At 68.3% G+C, this 15,779-nt stretch carries 15 protein-coding genes and 2 tRNA genes; 5 read left to right on the plus strand and 12 right to left on the minus strand.

The features are described 5' to 3' along the window. Position 1 precedes the first annotated feature (1 nt). Positions 2-781 (minus strand): DUF881 domain-containing protein, encoded by a 780-nt coding sequence (locus GAS53_RS10620; RefSeq protein WP_151477235.1) that lies wholly within the window; start codon positions 779-781, stop codon positions 2-4. A 142-nt stretch (positions 782-923) separates the two neighbouring features. On the opposite strand from GAS53_RS10620, the gene crgA reads away from it, so the two are divergent. Continuing rightward, on the plus strand, positions 924-1,178 hold the full coding sequence (gene crgA / locus GAS53_RS10625) for a cell division protein CrgA (RefSeq protein ID WP_151477236.1): 255 nt from the start codon (positions 924-926) through the stop codon (positions 1,176-1,178). A gap of 336 nt (positions 1,179-1,514) precedes the next feature. Here the strand turns inward: crgA and GAS53_RS10630 are convergent, their stop codons facing one another. Both GAS53_RS10630 and GAS53_RS10635 read right to left on the minus strand, forming a co-directional pair. Further along, the gene (locus GAS53_RS10630; RefSeq protein ID WP_151477237.1) at positions 1,515-2,411 is read right to left on the minus strand and encodes a rhomboid family intramembrane serine protease; all 897 of its coding nucleotides are present in this window, start codon (positions 2,409-2,411) and stop codon (positions 1,515-1,517) included. 151 nt (positions 2,412-2,562) lie between these two features. Then, on the minus strand, positions 2,563-3,090 hold the full coding sequence (locus GAS53_RS10635; protein ID WP_151477238.1) for a peptidylprolyl isomerase: 528 nt from the start codon (positions 3,088-3,090) through the stop codon (positions 2,563-2,565). Between the two features lie 336 nt (positions 3,091-3,426). Between GAS53_RS10635 and GAS53_RS10640 the strand changes: the two genes are divergently transcribed. After that, a complete protein-coding gene (locus GAS53_RS10640) occupies positions 3,427-4,140 on the plus strand; it encodes a DUF5324 family protein (protein ID WP_151477239.1) in 714 nt (237 codons plus the stop codon). Positions 4,141-4,282: 142 nt separating this feature from the next. Here GAS53_RS10640 and GAS53_RS10645 read toward each other — a convergent pair whose 3' ends face one another. The 4 genes from GAS53_RS10645 to GAS53_RS10655 form a co-directional block, all read right to left on the minus strand. Then, entirely contained in the window at positions 4,283-5,245 is a 963-nt protein-coding gene (locus GAS53_RS10645; RefSeq protein ID WP_151477240.1) for a hypothetical protein, read from the minus strand. After that, on the minus strand, positions 5,229-5,888 hold the full coding sequence (locus GAS53_RS10650) for a sigma-70 family RNA polymerase sigma factor (RefSeq protein WP_318721866.1): 660 nt from the start codon (positions 5,886-5,888) through the stop codon (positions 5,229-5,231). Before GAS53_RS10650 ends, GAS53_RS10645 begins: the two co-directional genes overlap by 17 nt. Continuing rightward, complete coding sequence (locus GAS53_RS55080; protein ID WP_192583055.1) at positions 5,885-6,043, minus strand: hypothetical protein; 159 nt, start codon at positions 6,041-6,043, stop codon at positions 5,885-5,887. The genes GAS53_RS10650 and GAS53_RS55080 overlap by 4 nt, the downstream gene beginning before the upstream one ends. A gap of 641 nt (positions 6,044-6,684) precedes the next feature. Further along, positions 6,685-6,757, minus strand: a tRNA-Ala gene (locus GAS53_RS10655). Between the two features lie 183 nt (positions 6,758-6,940). On the opposite strand from GAS53_RS10655, the gene GAS53_RS10660 reads away from it, so the two are divergent. Both GAS53_RS10660 and GAS53_RS10665 read left to right on the plus strand, forming a co-directional pair. Next, complete coding sequence (locus GAS53_RS10660) at positions 6,941-7,492, plus strand: helix-turn-helix domain-containing protein (RefSeq protein ID WP_151477241.1); 552 nt, start codon at positions 6,941-6,943, stop codon at positions 7,490-7,492. Positions 7,493-7,621: 129 nt separating this feature from the next. Beyond that, a complete protein-coding gene (locus GAS53_RS10665; RefSeq protein WP_151477242.1) occupies positions 7,622-9,460 on the plus strand; it encodes a serine/threonine-protein kinase in 1,839 nt (612 codons plus the stop codon). A gap of 27 nt (positions 9,461-9,487) precedes the next feature. Here GAS53_RS10665 and GAS53_RS10670 read toward each other — a convergent pair whose 3' ends face one another. Together GAS53_RS10670 and GAS53_RS56205 are read right to left on the minus strand one after the other, a co-directional pair. Next, complete coding sequence (locus GAS53_RS10670) at positions 9,488-10,879, minus strand: hypothetical protein (RefSeq protein ID WP_225858853.1); 1,392 nt, start codon at positions 10,877-10,879, stop codon at positions 9,488-9,490. Between the two features lie 273 nt (positions 10,880-11,152). Further along, positions 11,153-11,281, minus strand: a complete 129-nt coding sequence (locus GAS53_RS56205; protein WP_003999697.1) for a DLW-39 family protein — start codon at positions 11,279-11,281, stop codon at positions 11,153-11,155. 325 nt (positions 11,282-11,606) lie between these two features. On the opposite strand from GAS53_RS56205, the gene GAS53_RS10680 reads away from it, so the two are divergent. Further along, positions 11,607-11,948, plus strand: coding sequence for a DUF6344 domain-containing protein (locus GAS53_RS10680; protein ID WP_151477244.1), 342 nt, complete (start codon positions 11,607-11,609; stop codon positions 11,946-11,948). Between the two features lie 222 nt (positions 11,949-12,170). Here the strand turns inward: GAS53_RS10680 and GAS53_RS10685 are convergent. The 3 genes from GAS53_RS10685 to gyrA all read right to left on the minus strand — a co-directional run bounded on the left by GAS53_RS10685 (position 12,171) and on the right by gyrA (position 15,770). Then, positions 12,171-12,244, minus strand: a tRNA-Ile gene (locus GAS53_RS10685). Positions 12,245-12,430: 186 nt separating this feature from the next. Then, positions 12,431-13,162 (minus strand): DUF3566 domain-containing protein, encoded by a 732-nt coding sequence (locus GAS53_RS10690; RefSeq protein WP_151477245.1) that lies wholly within the window; start codon positions 13,160-13,162, stop codon positions 12,431-12,433. 19 nt (positions 13,163-13,181) lie between these two features. Beyond that, the gene (gene gyrA, locus GAS53_RS10695) at positions 13,182-15,770 is read right to left on the minus strand and encodes a DNA gyrase subunit A (protein WP_151477246.1); all 2,589 of its coding nucleotides are present in this window, start codon (positions 15,768-15,770) and stop codon (positions 13,182-13,184) included. Between the last annotated feature and the right edge of the window lie 9 nt (positions 15,771-15,779).

Here is a 15,779-nt window from a genome sequence, read left to right on the forward strand (position 1 = left end):
GCTACTCCACAGGCTTCGCGTAGTGGAGATCCACTGTGCCCGAGTAGCCGGGAAGAGTCACGGTCCCGTCCTCCTCGACTTTCCAGCCGAGCCCATAGACGTTGACGTACACCATGTAGTTCTGGATCGCCGGGGAGGCCGAGAGGGCCTTCTGGAGCTTCTCCGGGTCGCCGACCGCCTGGATCTTGTACGGGGGCGAGTAGACGCGGCCCTGGAGGATCAGGGTGTTGCCGACGCAGCGGACGGCGCTGGTGGAGATCAGCCGCTGGTCCATGACCTTGATGCCCTTGGCGCCGCCCTTCCACAGTGAGTTGACCACGGCCTGGAGGTCCTGCTGGTGGATGACCAGGTAGTCGGGCTGCGGCTCGGGGTAGCCGGGGAGCTTCGCGGTGGCGTTCGGAGGCGCGTCGTCGAGGGTAACCGTGACGGCCTTGCCCTTGAGCTTCTGGGTGCCCGCGTTCTCCTCCAAGGCGGCGAGCCTGGCCTCCTCCGCCTCCGTGCTGCCGTTGTCCCGCTCGGCCAGGGCCTCGACGTCTTCGCGCAGCGATCCGTTGCTCTCGTCGAGCTGCCCGTTCTTGTGGCTGCGCTCCTGAATCAGATCGGAGAGCTTCAGCAGCGAGGCGTCCGTACGGATGTTGGTGCCCTTGGCCGTGTTGAAGCTGGTGAAGAAGATCAGTCCGGCCAGGGCGAACACGGCCACGGTCAGCACCCGTACCGGCCGGAAACGCCGGATAGTTGCAGGGCTGGAACCCGGCTGGGGGGAGTCGGCAGAATTGCTCAACGTACCCTTATCTCCTTCGGCGCCGCGGAAGCACTACGCTAACGGACGCCCGGGGGAGCGCTAAGAGTCCCCTTGTACGCTGCCCCGGAGCCAGCCAACGTTCCCTGCGCGGCCACGCAGCGCATCGACAGGAGAGACCCTCGTGCCGAAGTCACGTATCCGCAAGAAGGCCGACTACACGCCGCCCCCGGCGAAGCAGGCGACCAACATCAAGCTGAACAGTCGCGGCTGGGTTGCCCCGGTCATGCTGGCCATGTTCCTCATCGGCCTGGCCTGGATTGTCGTGTTCTACGTAACGGACGGCTCGCTGCCGATCGACTCGCTGGGCAACTGGAACATCGTGGTGGGCTTCGGCTTCATCGCGGCGGGATTCGGCGTTTCCACGCAGTGGAAGTAAAGCGGCCGTAAGGTGGCCAGGGCCTTTACGGCAAGCCCTGGCCCAAGCTGTCCACTGAGTTATCCACAGCGGTTTCCACAGTGGGGAAAAGGTCAGAAGATCTGTGGATAACCCATCCGGCGTTGACGCCGGTGTGACTGACTTACCGGGATCCGAACGGGATCCGGAAGTGTGTTCGCCCCCTGTCCTGCCTGGGGAAACCCAGGTCAGCGGCAGGGGGCACACTTGTTCCCGCACAGCATGCACAAGATCCGCCACGGTCTGTGGACAACGTCGGCTTCCGTTGGCTTCGCAGGTGGGTCGGCGGGCCGACAAGGGTGAGCCGGGCAGTCCGGCTCAGGTGAGCTGACCGGTCCTCACGAGTGTCATGACTACGACCGCGATCAGCACCAGCGCACATACGCCGTACTGAATCAGGGCGCGCCGTTCGCGGGGCGCGTGAACCATCGCGTAGCCGATCAGGACGCCGCCGACGAGGCCGCCGATGTGGGCCTCCCAGGCGATGTTGCTCCACCCGAAGGTGAAGATCAGGTTGATCACCAGCAGGGCGATGACCGGGCGCATGTCGTAGTTCAGCCGCCGCATGAGGATGGCGGTCGCGCCGAAGAGGCCGAAGATCGCGCCGGAGGCGCCGAGCGACGGCTGGTTCGGCTCGGCGATCAGATACGTGAGAGCGCTGCCCGCGAGGCCCGAGACCGCGTACAGGGCGATGTAGCGGGCGCGGCCGAGGGCCACCTCCAGAGGGCCGCCGATCCACCACAGGCTGAGCATGTTGAAGGCGATGTGGATATAGCTGCCGTGCAGGAACATCGCCGTGACGAGCCGGTACCACTGTCCTTCCGCGACGCCCTCGACGTCTCCGAGGATCGGCACGTAGGCCCGGCCGATGAGGTCGAAGCTGTCGGTGAAGCGGTCGCCCACGGAGAGCTGGACCAGGAAGACGGCGAGGTTGAGCCCGAGGATGATCTTGGTGATCAGCCGGGGGTCCGCGGCGACCGTGCCGCCGGCGAGGGTGCGGGGCTGCGAGGCGCTGGGCGCGTGCCCTGTGCCAGAACCGTCCCGTACGCACTCCGGGCACTGGAAGCCGACCGAGGCGCTGATCATGCACTCGGGGCAGATGGGGCGCTCACAGCGAGTGCAGCGGATGCCGGTCTCCCGGTCCGGGTGCCGGTAGCAGGTGGGCAGGCTCGCGGCACCCTGCGGTCCCTGCGGGCTGCCTGGCGCCTGGTCCATGGGGATCCCCTCATCCTCTGTACGCTTTTGGTACGCAACGCACCGCCCCGCTCATCCTTACGGATGGGCGGGGCGTTTGGTTCCCTGCGGGAGCCGTCCGGCACATGGCCGGGGTCGGGCTCGCCCGCGGCTCTCGCTCAGCGGGTCTCGCTCAGCGGGTCTCGATGACGACCGACTCGATGACCACGTCGTTGACCGGGCGGTCGGTGCGCGGGTTGGTCTGCGCGGACGCGATGGAGTCCACGACCTTCTGGCTGGCCGCGTCGGAGACCTCACCGAAGATGGTGTGCTTGCGGGTCAGCCACGCCGTCGGGGAGACGGTGATGAAGAACTGCGAGCCGTTGGTGCCCGGGCCGGCGTTCGCCATGGCCAGCAGGTACGGCTTGTCGAAGGCGAGGTCCGGGTGGAACTCGTCCTCGAACTCGTAGCCGGGACCGCCGGTGCCGTTGCCCAGCGGGTCACCGCCCTGGATCATGAATCCGCTGATCACCCGGTGGAAGACCGTGCCGTCGTAGAGCTTGTCCGTGGACTTCGCACCCGTGGCCGGGTTGGTCCACTCACGCTCGCCCTTGGCGAGCTCGACGAAGTTCCGGACCGTCTTGGGCGCGTGGTTCGGCAGGAGCCGCACTTCAATGTCGCCGTGATTGGTCTTCAGGGTGGCGTAAAGCTGCTCAGCCACGATCTGCCTTCCGTTGTCCTTTGTGACTCCCCGATCCTCGCACGGACCGCGCCGCCCGTCTTCCGTCACCGCCGTTCCGGGCCTCTTCAGCCGCTTCGTACCAAACAGGCGCGCGGTCCTGGGATCCGTGGCATTGTCGTCGCAAGCGCCCGTTGCACCGTATTGATCAGCTATTGCCCGAGTACACCCGTAGTCAGTAGTCATGACCCGGATGCCCGCCCTCGCATGCCCCGCAGCGCTCCGGCAGGCATGATCCGGATAAGGGTGGAAAGGTGAACTGTGACTTTCCGGGGATGGCCCCAAACCCCGACGTACGCCACCGAGGAGGAGGATCCCGTGACCCGCAAGGACAGCGTGCGCGCAGCGGCCGAGTCGGCGAAGGACAGCGTGCGGCACGCCGCGGAAGTGGTGGCGCCCTACGCCGACACGACCAAGGACCGAGCCGCTCAGTACGCGCACGAAGCACGCGTCAAGCTCGCACCGAAGGTGTCGGCCGCCGCTCTCCAGGCCGCCGAGCAGGCCCGCACGCAGTACGGCGCCCATCTCGCCCCGCGTCTCGAGCAGGCTCGTACCCATGTGCCGCCGAAGGTCGATCATGCCGCCCACGAGGCAGCGGTCCGCACCCGCAAGGCTGCCCGGCATGCGGCGGACTACTCCCGGCCGAGGATCGAGCAGGCCAGGTCCGCGGCCGGGCCTGTCCGTGAGGAGGCCGCGAACCGCAGCGCGGCGGCACTGGCGGCCCTGCGCGGCCAGGTCTCGGCGAAGGAGATCGAGAAGCTGGCTCGTAAGCACGAGCGGCGGGCCAAGGTCGGCCGCCTCGCCAAGGGCCTGGCCGTTCTGGGCATCCTGGCAGGTGGCGCCTTCGCCGCCTGGAAGTGGTGGGACAAGCAGGCCAACCCCGACTGGCTGGTTGAACCGCCCGCCGCCACCGAGGTCCCGGAGACCGGCCGTCTGACCTCGGTCGACGGCAGCGGTCAGGACGAACTCGACCCCGAGGTCCAGGCCAAGCAGGCCGAGGCGGAGGCCGCGGAGCGCGAGGACCGCGGCTGACGCGTAGGGCGTCACCGCCGGCATCAACATCGCTGTGGGGCGGGAGACTTGAAGTCTCCCGCCCCACAGCGATGTTTCACGTGGAACCAGCGTCGTTTCACGAGGAACCGGTGCGCGGAGCCGGCTCTGCGCCGGTTCGGCCTTACGTGGAGCCGGTCGCGGTGCGGCGTGGGCGCCTGCGTTCCGGCAGGGGCTTGCGCTTGCGGGTGCGGCGGGAAGCGTCCGGCGGGGTGCCGGCAGGCGCGATCGGCGCCGAAGGGGCGGGTGACGTGGCCGTGAGGGCTCTTATGCGGTCGGTGAAGTCCGGGTCCGGTAACGGGAGGTCCAGGTCGTCGTCCACGTAGGCGACGGCCGCGGGTACGTAGTGCAGGACGGCGTTGACCGGGTCGGGAACGGGTGAGTCGTCCGGCTTGAGCGCGCGCAGGATGCGCAGTGTGGTGGTGATCGCGACCTCGGGTCCGGTCTCCCCCTCGGCGACGGCATCGGCTTGGGTGTGCCACCAGTCGGCCGCTCCGTGCTCCCCGAGTGCCCGGTGGTGCAGATAGAGGCAGTAGCTGGCAGCGGGGTCGCCCGCCCCGGCTGCGTACTGCCACCAGAAACGCGCGGACTCCTCGCGCTCGGAGAGCTGCAGCATGCATCCGAGAACTCGGGCCCCGGACGGTTCGGGCAGCGCCCGGGCGAGGAACAGCTTGAGGTCGGCGAGGGCTCCGGTGTGGGTGATCACGGTCTCGCAGAGGGTCTGGAGGTCGTCGGCGGCGGAGCTCTCGTCCACCGATCCCCCGTCCACCGTTCCTTCGCCCACCGGCCCCTCGCCGGCCAGACCTCCGGCCACAAAGCCCTCATCGGCCGAGGTCTCATCGGACGGGCCCCTTGCGCCCGGGTTCTCGTCGCCGGCGCTCTTGCCTGCCGGGCTCTCGTCGGCCGGCCCGGGGTCACTGCGAGCGTGGGAGGCGGGGCATGGGGGTTCGCACAGGGGTTCTTCGAGGGCCGCCTGCAGCGCCGCGCGAGCGGCCAGGCGGGCCGCCGCCGCGTCGATGTCGGCCGCGGTGTAGGGCTCACTGCTCAGCCTGGCGCGAGCGAGCAGCTCATCAATGTGCGACGTCATCGGCATGCCCTTCCTCGCTCTCGCTCTGTGCGGCGCTCTCGTTCCTCGCGGCACTCTCGCTGTGTGCGGCGTTCTTCTCCCTCTGCGCGGCCTCAAGACGTCTCTTGACGCCGTACGCGTGCTCCAGCCGGCGCCTGGCATGGCGGACGGTGGAACGTACGCCGGCCGGGGTGATCCCGAGCGCGGCCGCCACCTCCTCCACGGTGAAGCCCTGGCCGAACTGCAGGAGTATGACGTCCATCTGACGTGGCGGCAGCTGCCCGATCGCCTCGTAGAGACTGAGGCTCTCCTCGAACTGGCCGATGGGATCGACCGCCTGACTCAACGCCACCGTTTCGAAGGCGGCCTCGCCTATGAGCGCGGGCCGCCGGTCGCGGGCCCTGGAGAGGTCGATGGTGGTGTGCCTGAGCACCTGCCAGGCGTACGCGGTCGGGTTCTCCTTGGTCAGGACGACGGGCCATGCCTTGAGTAATTTCTCGAAAGCCGCGTCCACGGCCTCCTCCGCATCGGCCCTGCTGCCCAGCCGGATCTCCGCCCAGTGGACGTAGATCGGCCGGTACATCCGGTGGAAGGCCTCGAAATCCAGCGGCAGTTTCCTCATCGGCCGGGCGCCGGTCGCGTATCGGGGAAGGTCCTGGCTCATGTCTGCCCCTCCGTACCGCCCTCGCGCCGCATCTCGCTGATGCCCGCCCGTACTCCCGCCGCGGCCACCCGGCGCAGCAGACCGAGCGCGTCACGGCCGAATACCCGCAGGGCGAGCACCGCCAGGATCACATCGCCGGCAACGTCCAGATTCACGTGCAGTTTTGCCTCTCCTTGCGGAAGGCGAGGCCTCGCCGCACCGCAGGTGGCCTCGGGAGGGCGCCTGTTTACGCCCTCCGTTCACGATGACGTTTGCAACGGGCCTGGTGTGCAACATCCGCACAGGCTTTCTTAACGGAGCGCAGTGTTCTGGTTACGCATCTCCGTTCACAGCAGCTCACACAAGCCTTCACGACTTCTATACGCCACCCTTGCGCCACCTCAGCCACCTGCGGAGCGACCGGATCGCCCTGACGACGGGCGCATATTTGCGCAAACAATCGCAAAGATCGTGACGAACCCTCTGTGATGTACGTCACCGCGCTTGCGGCCCCGCCGGGCCTCCGGCACCCGAGAGCGGTGGGGCACGAGGCTTGACGAGGCCACGTCACCCCAGGGCAGGCGGTCAATTCCCGGCCAACCCGCACCCGTTGATCAACGGGACCCCTGAGTGGAAGCACCCAGCAAGCACTCAAGATCAAAAAGCTTCACGGTCGATGCGCACGGCGTCACCGCAGAGCTCCCGACAAACCCAAGAGCCCCCGAGGAACCGGCACGAGGCTGCCGCCCCCACACCCCAGCACACACAAAAACCCCCTCCGACCTGCGGCAAAGCCGATCAGAGGGGGTCCGTCCTGTGGAGCCTAGGGGAGTCGAACCCCTGACATCTGCCATGCAAAGACAGCGCTCTACCAACTGAGCTAAGGCCCCGGAAGGGAGGCGTCCACCAGAAGGATCTCCATCTGGAGCAGCGCCGCAGACCAGAGTACCGGGTCACCCCCGGTATCCCGCAAAAAGATTGGGGGTCCCCGCACACGACCACTCTCCGTAAGATGCTCGACGTGGTTCGCTACAGCGAACCACGGTACTTGGGGAAGCGATGGGGAGACGCGAATGGACGCCGCACAGCAGGAAGCAACCGCAAGAGCCCGGGAGCTGCAGCGGAACTGGTACGGGGAGCCGTTGGGGGCGCTCTTCCGTAGGCTCATAGATGACCTTGGTCTCAATCAGGCGCGCCTCGCCGGAGTGCTCGGCCTGTCAGCGCCCATGCTGTCGCAGCTGATGAGCGGCCAGCGTGCCAAGATCGGCAACCCCGCGGTGGTCCAGCGCGTACAGCTGCTGCAGGATCTCGCGGGTCAGGTCGCGGACGGCAGCGTGAGCGCCGCCGAGGCCACCGAGCGCATGGACGAGATCAAGAAGTCACAGGGGGGCTCGGTGCTCAGCAACACCACGCAGTCGACGACCAGTTCGGGCGGCGCACCCACGGTGAAGCGCGTGGTGCGTGAGATCCAGTCGCTGCTGCGCTCGGTGTCTGCCGCGGGGGACATCATCGAGGCGGCGGACACCCTCGCCCCGACGCACCCGGAACTGGCAGAGTTCCTCCGGGTGTACGGAGCCGGCCGCACCTCCGACGCGGTCGCCCACTACCAGTCCCACCAGAGCTGAGCACACCGCCCGGCTGCCGAACGTCCCGCCGCCGGAGGCCTGTTGGGCCTTCGGTCGCCGGAAGCCAGGCAGCCGGGCACCTCGAAGAGGCCGCCGTACCGACCGCCGAAGGGGGAGCGACGCACGACCATGGGTGAGGTCTTCGCCGGCCGGTACGAACTGGTCGACCCGATCGGACGCGGGGGAGTCGGTGCCGTCTGGCGCGCCTGGGACCACCGGCGGCGCCGGTATGTGGCCGCCAAGGTGCTCCAGCAGAGCGACGCGCACTCGCTGCTGCGCTTCGTGCGGGAGCAGGCACTGCGGATCGACCACCCCCATGTGCTCGCTCCCGCCAGCTGGGCCGCCGACGACGACAAGGTCCTGTTCACCATGGACCTCGTCAGCGGTGGCTCGCTGGTCCACCTGGTCGGGGACTACGGTCCTCTGCCGCCGGCCTTCGTCTGCACGCTGCTCGACCAACTGCTGGCGGGGCTCGCCGCGGTGCACGCGGAGGGGGTCGTGCACCGGGACATCAAGCCCGCCAACATCCTCCTGGAGGCGACCGGAAGGGGCCGTCCGCGGCTGCGGCTGTCCGACTTCGGCATCTCGATGCGGCTGGGTGAGCCACGGCTGACGGAGACCAACTACGTGGTGGGGACGCCTGGTTACTTCGCTCCCGAGCAGATGCTCGGCGCGGAGCCGGACTTCCCCGCCGACCTCTTCGCCGTGGGCCTGGTCGCCCTCTATCTCCTGGAGGGCGCCAAGCCCGACGCCAAGGCGCTGGTCGAGCGCTTCACGGCCCAGGGCACGCCGAGCGCCCCGAAGGGGGTTCCCGAGCCTCTGTGGCAGGTGGTGGCCGCTCTGGTCCAGCCGGACCCGCAGGCGCGGTTCCGCACTGCCACGGGGGCGCGCAAGGCACTCGCTTCGGCCAGAGAGCTCCTCCCTGAGCCCGGACCCGACGACGAGCTGATCGAGATCTTCGACCAAATCGGCCCGCTCCCCTCGGGGTTCGGCCCGGAAGGCCCTCTCACGACCGCCTCCGGCCACGCCCAGGGTCACGACACCGTGCCCCAACGCCCGGCCTTGAGCACGTCGACGACGTCGCCTCCACAGACGGGTGCCACGCCTCGGAGAGCCCGGACAGACGCCGAGAGGCCGGAGGCGCAGGCAGGGGGCACCGCTTCCCCTGATGCCCGGGCGGGGGCCGTGTCCCCAGAGACCGGCATGGGAGCCGTATCCCGCGAGGCCCGCACCTCTCCCGAGGCCCACTCCGGTAACGCGTCCCCAGAAGCCCACACGGACACCGTCTGGCCCCAGACCCGCACAGGTGCCGACTCGCCGCACTCCTCCGCGGGCGCTGTCCCGCCGATGCCCACCACCGGCTCCGTGCCACCACAGCCCCACGCCGACCCCGTAACGCCAGAGGCTCCCACCGGCTCCGTACCACCTCGCTCTACGACCCCCGGCAACGACGTACCACCGCCGCCGAACACCTCCGCCGTCCCCCCGCAGCCCCCCACCACGTCGGACACCGGCAGTTTTCACCTGCCGCCCCCGCCGCAGACCACCACCTCTCACATACAGCGACACCAGCCGCAGCCCCACCCTCAAGCGCAACATCACCCGCAGGCACAGGGACAGGCACGACCACAGCCCGAGCAGCTCCCTCCTCCCCCCGCCTCGCTCGCGCTCCCGGACCCCGCCTACTCCCCGCACTTGCCGTACGAACCCACTCACGTGCCCTCCCCCCAGGCTCCGCGTCCTCCGGCCCCGACCCCCGTGTCGCAGCCGCAGCCGCGCGAATTCGCCTCTACTGCTTCATACACCGCTCGAGACGTTCGGGTTCCACCTCAGCCGCAGCCAGTTGCGCGGCATCGCGCCAGGCGGGCGCAGCGGCGGCCCGGGCCGCCCGCGAAGGTCGCGGTTCCGGTGCTGTTGCTCGCTCTGGCCTGTTTCGCGGTCGGGTTCTGGGCGCTGACGCAGATCTGAACCGCCGGTGGATCCGGAGCCGGTGGACTACCAGGCCCGCGGCGCCCCGTACTCCCGCGAGGCTGTGCCGTCGACCGGCGGCACGGCCACCTCTCCGGCGTCTCCGGCTGCGGTCGTTGCTCGTCGCCGCGCGGCCACCGTCCACACCACGAGCCCCAGCACGAGCACGAAACCCGCTCCGATGCCGCCCGCGGCCACCGCCTTCATCGCGGTGTTCCCGTCCGATCCCCCGTCCCCGCCGGTCGCCGCCGCTCCGCTCGCCGCCGCGTCCTTGTCCCCCGCGGTGACGTCGAACACGTCGCGCGGTGCTGCAGTCCCCGCGTACGCCGGAGCGGCCCCAGGTGCTCCGCTCACTCGCACGCGCAGCGTCAGCTCGAACGGCCCGTCGCCGAACTTCTCGGCCATCCCCGCGCCGAGATGCACGGCGACGTAGTACCAGCCGGCGAACCGCATCCCGCTCACCTGGTCATCGACGTCGTACCGGTTCTCGTAGGCGACCGGAGGCAGCGGCTCCAGCTCAGCGGACTTCTCAGCGCCGTCGTATCCGGTGCCCGCGTCGTCCACGAAGGCGCGCACCGGGTTGTAGAGCGACATGGCGAGGGCGTTGCCCAGGAAGCCGTCGCCGTCCGCGGGGCCGAGTTCTGCGGTGGCGTAGATCTGCTGCCCCCAGTCGAGCGGAACGCGGTAGAAGAGCGTCTGTCCGGCCCGTATACCGTCCTTCCAGACTCCCTGCTCCAGGGACCGCGCCTCGTTGAAGCTCGTGCCGCCCTTACGGGTCCTGGCCGAGCCGCCGAGTGCTTCCGGGGAGGCGGAGTCCCACACCTCGGGGGCGCTCGTCGACCCGGACTTCTTCAGGGCGGGCTCCGAGACGTACTGCAGCTCCAGCTCCCAGTCGTCCGGCGAGGACTCGCCGCCGCTGATGCGCTCGACGAGCACGGAGTACGTCCCCGCGCCCTTGCACGCGTACGTGTCGGGGCCGGCCCGGCGCGACGCCCAGGCGGTGAGCGGCCGCGGGCTCTCGGTAGCCCCGAAGCGCGCGGCACCGGCGTCCCCGGAGAAGCACTTATGACCGTCGGGGTCCTGAATGGACACCTTGATGCCGTCCGAGTACACGACCTTCGTCCCCACCCTGGGGACGGCGGTGGCCGACACGTACGCGTTGGACACGGCGTCGAGCCGCAAGCCGTAATAGAGCTTCCCGTTGTCGCCGATGGAGCTCCGGTAGGTCGTGCCGGGTGACAGCCGTACGGCATCGGCGGGCTGCGTCGCGCCCTCGACCTGCTCGGCGTCCGCGGCGAAGCGGTATGGAGGGGGAGTGCCGGCCGCCGTCGCCGGACCTGCCGACGCCGCGACCGAGAGGAGCACCGCCGCCCCGGCCAGGACCGTACGGCCGCGCCACCATCCCGTGCGCCGCCCCATCACGCGCCACCCCTCGCCGTAGCCCCGGACTGTCACTCACGTCACTCAGCGGGCTTCCGCGGACGGGCGTCATCGCTGCCCTGAGCCGCCTCCGACGCCCGCGAAGCCTCGACCATCCTGCCCCTCCGGCCGCCGCGCCATCCCTCTCTTCGACGACGCAAGCGCTTCCTGTGACGTCCTCGACGCCCTACGCCCTGTCGAGACCCTGCCCCGGACAACACAAAACCCCGACCGCGTGGCGGCCGGGGTCTGTACTGAGACTGTCGTCGATACTCACGAACCCGTGGGCACGGAGTCGGTCGCCTCCGTCCACAGATCCTGCTCGGCGCGATCCGCCTGGATCTGGCGGTACACGAGGAGCCCGCCGATGGCGGCCAGTGCGACCAGGAGAAGCTTCTTCACCGCGCGACCTCGTCTTTCCTTGACGTAGGGGACTTCTGGCGCCCGACTATACACACCGGCCGATACCGATCGGTGACCTGCGTCAGCCACCAACTTCCGCCCGGCACACAGCAGTAGAACCGGACGGCACCGCTCCCCTCGCAGTGCGATCGGCTACCACACACCGTTACGTTCTCCTCAATCTTGCACTTTTCGTGCTTCTTGGGTCCATCCGGGTGGTGTTCATCTGAAGATCGACGCGCCACGGGAGCAGGTCCACCACTTCGCGATCCGCATACACATCATGAAGAAGTACGCAAATCGCCCGACCCGAAAGTGAGGGGCCATGGCCAGGAACAAGGTCATGAAGCTGTGGACCGCGGTCATCACCGCCTTCATCGCGCTGTGCACGACGCTCGGACTCGTCACGACGGCCAGTGCGGCCACGGCTGTACAGCAGCCGCAGAGCCCGCGCAACAGCACCGCGAGCGTGACGCTTCCGACGGCGACCCACTGGGCGTGGGCATACGCCCGCGCACTGCCCCCCACCATGAAGCAACGCATCCGCGCAGAAGCCCACGGCTCCTCCCCGAACTGCCGCCACGGCGCACCGACGGACACGAACGAGATCTCTGCCGAGGGAGAGGCGGTGGCAGACTCCGCCGCCCCCTGCACTGACCGGACGTAGACCGGCAAGCAAGCCTCTACGTTGACCGGACTCAGCGCAGATCAGCCTCTATATAGACCGGCCTCAGCGCACATCAGCCTTTACGTAGTCCCCGATTACTCCCTTCACGCACCTCGATCACCCCCTCACGCACCTCGTACCTCTTATCGTCCGGGCGAACTTGCGTACACACCGGACACGCAGAAAGACCCTCAACCAGGATGGTTGAGGGTCTTCGTAGTGTGGGGCTAACAGGATTTGAACCTGTGGCCTCATCCTTATCAGGGATGCGCTCTAACCAACTGAGCTATAGCCCCGCCGCGCTCTGCGGTGTATGTCCCGCGCGCTGACCTCTGAAGATTAGCGCACGACGGGGTCAGTCCCAAAATCGGTATCCGGGCCCTGCTCCAGCCTGCCCGGACAGCGTTGGAGCGCATCCCTGACAGGGATGCGCTCCGGCCGTAGAGCGGCTTGCTTCAGCCGCCGAGCGGCTTCGACAACGTTTACTCGTCCTCGGCGAGCGTCAGCTCAATGCCGCCGACGAAGCCCGCGGAGAGGTTGTAGATGAACGCGCCGAGGGTGGCGAGCGCGGTGGCGAGGACGACATCAATGACCGCGATGATCGACGTGAAAATGAGCACACGCGGCAGCGACAGGAAAGACTGAAGGTCGAAGCCGTTGGACTCGTTCGAGCCGGTGGCCTCGGAGATCGTGCCGCCCACCGTGGAGAAGACGCCCATGGCGTCCATGACCATCCACAGCACCGCGGCCGCGACGATCGTGCAGATGCCGAGCGCGATGGAGAGCAGGAAGCTGACCTTCATCACCGACCAGGGGTCGGCCTTGGCCACCCGCAGCCGCGCCTTGCGCGTACGGGGCGTCGTACGCGCCCCGGTGCGCGGCCTGCGGACGGCGCCGGAGGGCGCCGGCTGCTGTGCCGGGTACGCCTGCGGCGGGTGATACGGCTGGGCGGGCTGCTGCGGGTGCCGCTCCCCCGGCAGCGGTGAGCCCGGAGCCGGCGGTACCGCCGATCCCGGAGGAGCCGCCGGGCCCTGAGGCGCCGGCGATCCTGGGGCCGCACCCGCCGCGTACTGCGGCGTCTGCGCGCCTCGGGTGTCCGTCACAGTTCCCCCCTGGGATCCATGAGAGTCATGGGAGTCAGTCGCCTCCGTGGCGGGGCCACGGCCGCCGTCCGTCTCCGTACCGGTCGAACCGGCGCCCGTGGCTCCGCTCACGATGAACTCACTCCTCGCGCTACTCGTCCGAGGACTGCTCGCCCTCGTCCGTGCCGGCGACCGTCTCGACCTCGTCCGATTCGTCGACCGCGCCGTCGACTTCCTCGGCCTCTCGACCGGCCTCGGCGTTACGAGCGATACCGACGACGGCATCGCGCTTGCCCAGGTTGATCAGTTGGACGCCCATGGTGTCACGGCCCGTCTCCCTGACCTCGTTGACTCGCGTACGAATCACACCGCCGGACAGCGTGATGGCGAGGATCTCATCCGTCTCCTCGACCACCAGCGCGCCGACGAGCGAGCCGCGATCCTCGACGATCTTGGCGGCCTTGATACCGAGGCCACCGCGACCCTGGACGCGGTACTCGTCGACGGCGGTCCGCTTCGCGTACCCACCGTCTGTGGCAGTGAACACGAACGTACCGGGTCGAACAACATTCATCGAGAGGAGCTGGTCTCCCTCGCGGAAGCTCATGCCCTTGACGCCCGAGGTCGCACGGCCCATGGGGCGCAGCGCGTCGTCCGTCGCCGTGAACCTGATCGATTGTGCCTTTTTGCTGATCAGAAGCAGATCATCCTCTGATGAAACCAGTTCGGCTCCGATCAGTTCGTCGTCGGAACCGTCCTCCGTTTCACGGAGATTGATCGCGATGACGCCACCCGAGCGCGGTGAATCGTAATCCTTCAGGGGCGTCTTCTTCACAAGACCGCCCTTGGTGGCGAGCACCAAGTAGGGCGCCGCTTCGTAGTCGCGGATCGCCAGGATCTCGGCGATCGCCTCGTCCGGCTGGAAGGCCAGCAGGTTGGCGACATGCTGTCCACGCGCGTCACGTCCGGCGTCGGGAAGCTCGTACGCCTTCGCGCGGTAGACGCGGCCCTTGTTGGTGAAGAACAGCAGCCAGTGGTGCGTCGTCGACACGAAGAAGTGGTCGACGATGTCGTCTTCCTTGAGCTTCGTGCCGCGTACGCCCTTGCCGCCGCGCTTCTGCGAGCGGTAGTCCTCGGTCTTGGTCCGCTTGATGTAGCCGCCGCGCGTGATGGTGACGACGATGTCCTCTTCGGCGATCAGGTCCTCCATGGACATGTCGCCGTCGAAGGGCACCAGCTTGGAGCGGCGGTCGTCGCCGAACTTCTCGACGATCGCGGCGAGTTCCTCGCTGATGATGCCGCGCTGGCGCACGGGCGAGGCGAGGATCTCGTTGTACTCGCGGATCTTCGCCTGGAGTTCGTCGTGCTCGGCGACGATCTTCTGGCGCTCCAGAGCAGCCAGTCGGCGAAGCTGCATCTCGAGGATCGCGTTGGCCTGGATCTCGTCGATCTCCAGGAGGCCCATCAGGCCCTCACGCGCGATCTCCACGGTGTCGCTGCGCCGGATCAGCGCGATGACGTCGTCGATGGCGTCCAGGGCCTTCAGGAGGCCGCGCAGGATGTGCGCGCGCTCCTCGGCCTTGCGCAGCCTGAAGCGCGTGCGGCGGACGATGACCTCGACCTGGTGGCTCACCCAGTGGCGGATGAACGCGTCGAGCGACAGCGTGCGCGGCACGCCGTCCACCAGCGCCAGCATGTTGGCGCCGAAGTTCGTCTGCAGGTCGGTGTGCTTGTACAGGTTGTTCAGGACGACCTTGGCGACCGCGTCCCGCTTCAGGACGATGACAAGGCGCTGGCCCGTACGGGACGACGTCTCGTCGCGGACGTCCGCGATGCCGCCGACCTTGCCGTCCTTCACGAGGTCGGCGATCTTCTGCGCGAGGTTGTCCGGGTTGACCTGGTAGGGGAGCTCCGTGACCACCAGGCACTGGCGGTTCTGGATCTCCTCGACCTCGACGACCGCGCGCATCGTGATGGAGCCACGGCCCGTGCGGTACGCCTCCTCGATGCCCTTGCGGCCCACTACCAGGGCGCCGCTCGGGAAATCGGGGCCCTTGATGCGCTCGATCAGCGCGTCCAGGAGCTCCTCGTGGGAGGCCTCGGGGTTCTCCAGGTACCACTGGGCGCCCGCCGCGACCTCGCGCAGGTTGTGCGGCGGGATGTTGGTGGCCATGCCGACCGCGATGCCCGCCGAGCCGTTGATCAGCAGGTTCGGGAAGCGGGCCGGCAGGACCGTCGGCTCCTGGGAGCGGCCGTCGTAGTTGTCCGTGAAGTCGACGGTCTCCTCGTCGATGTCGCGGACCATCTCCATGGACTGCGGCATCAACTTGCACTCGGTGTACCGCATGGCGGCGGCCGGGTCGTTGCCCGGAGAGCCGAAGTTGCCGTTGGAGTCCACCAGCGGCATCCGCATCGACCACGGCTGCGCGAGGCGGACCAGCGCGTCGTAGATCGAGGAGTCGCCGTGCGGGTGATAGTTGCCCATGACGTCGCCGACGACACGGGCGCACTTGTAGAAGCCCTTCTCGGGCCGGTAGCCGCCGTCGTACATGGCGTACAGCACACGGCGGTGGACGGGCTTGAGACCGTCCCGTACGTCGGGCAGCGCGCGCGACACGATGACGGACATCGCATAGTCGAGGTACGAGCGCTGCATCTCGGTCTCGAGCCCGACGGGCTCGACACGCAGAGCGATCTCGCCCTCTTCTTCAGGGATGCTCGGGATGTTCTCGTCGGCCATTGCTGGTGA

The sequence above is a fragment of the Streptomyces albicerus genome (assembly GCF_008905045.1).
GTDB lineage: Bacteria > Actinomycetota > Actinomycetes > Streptomycetales > Streptomycetaceae > Streptomyces > Streptomyces albicerus.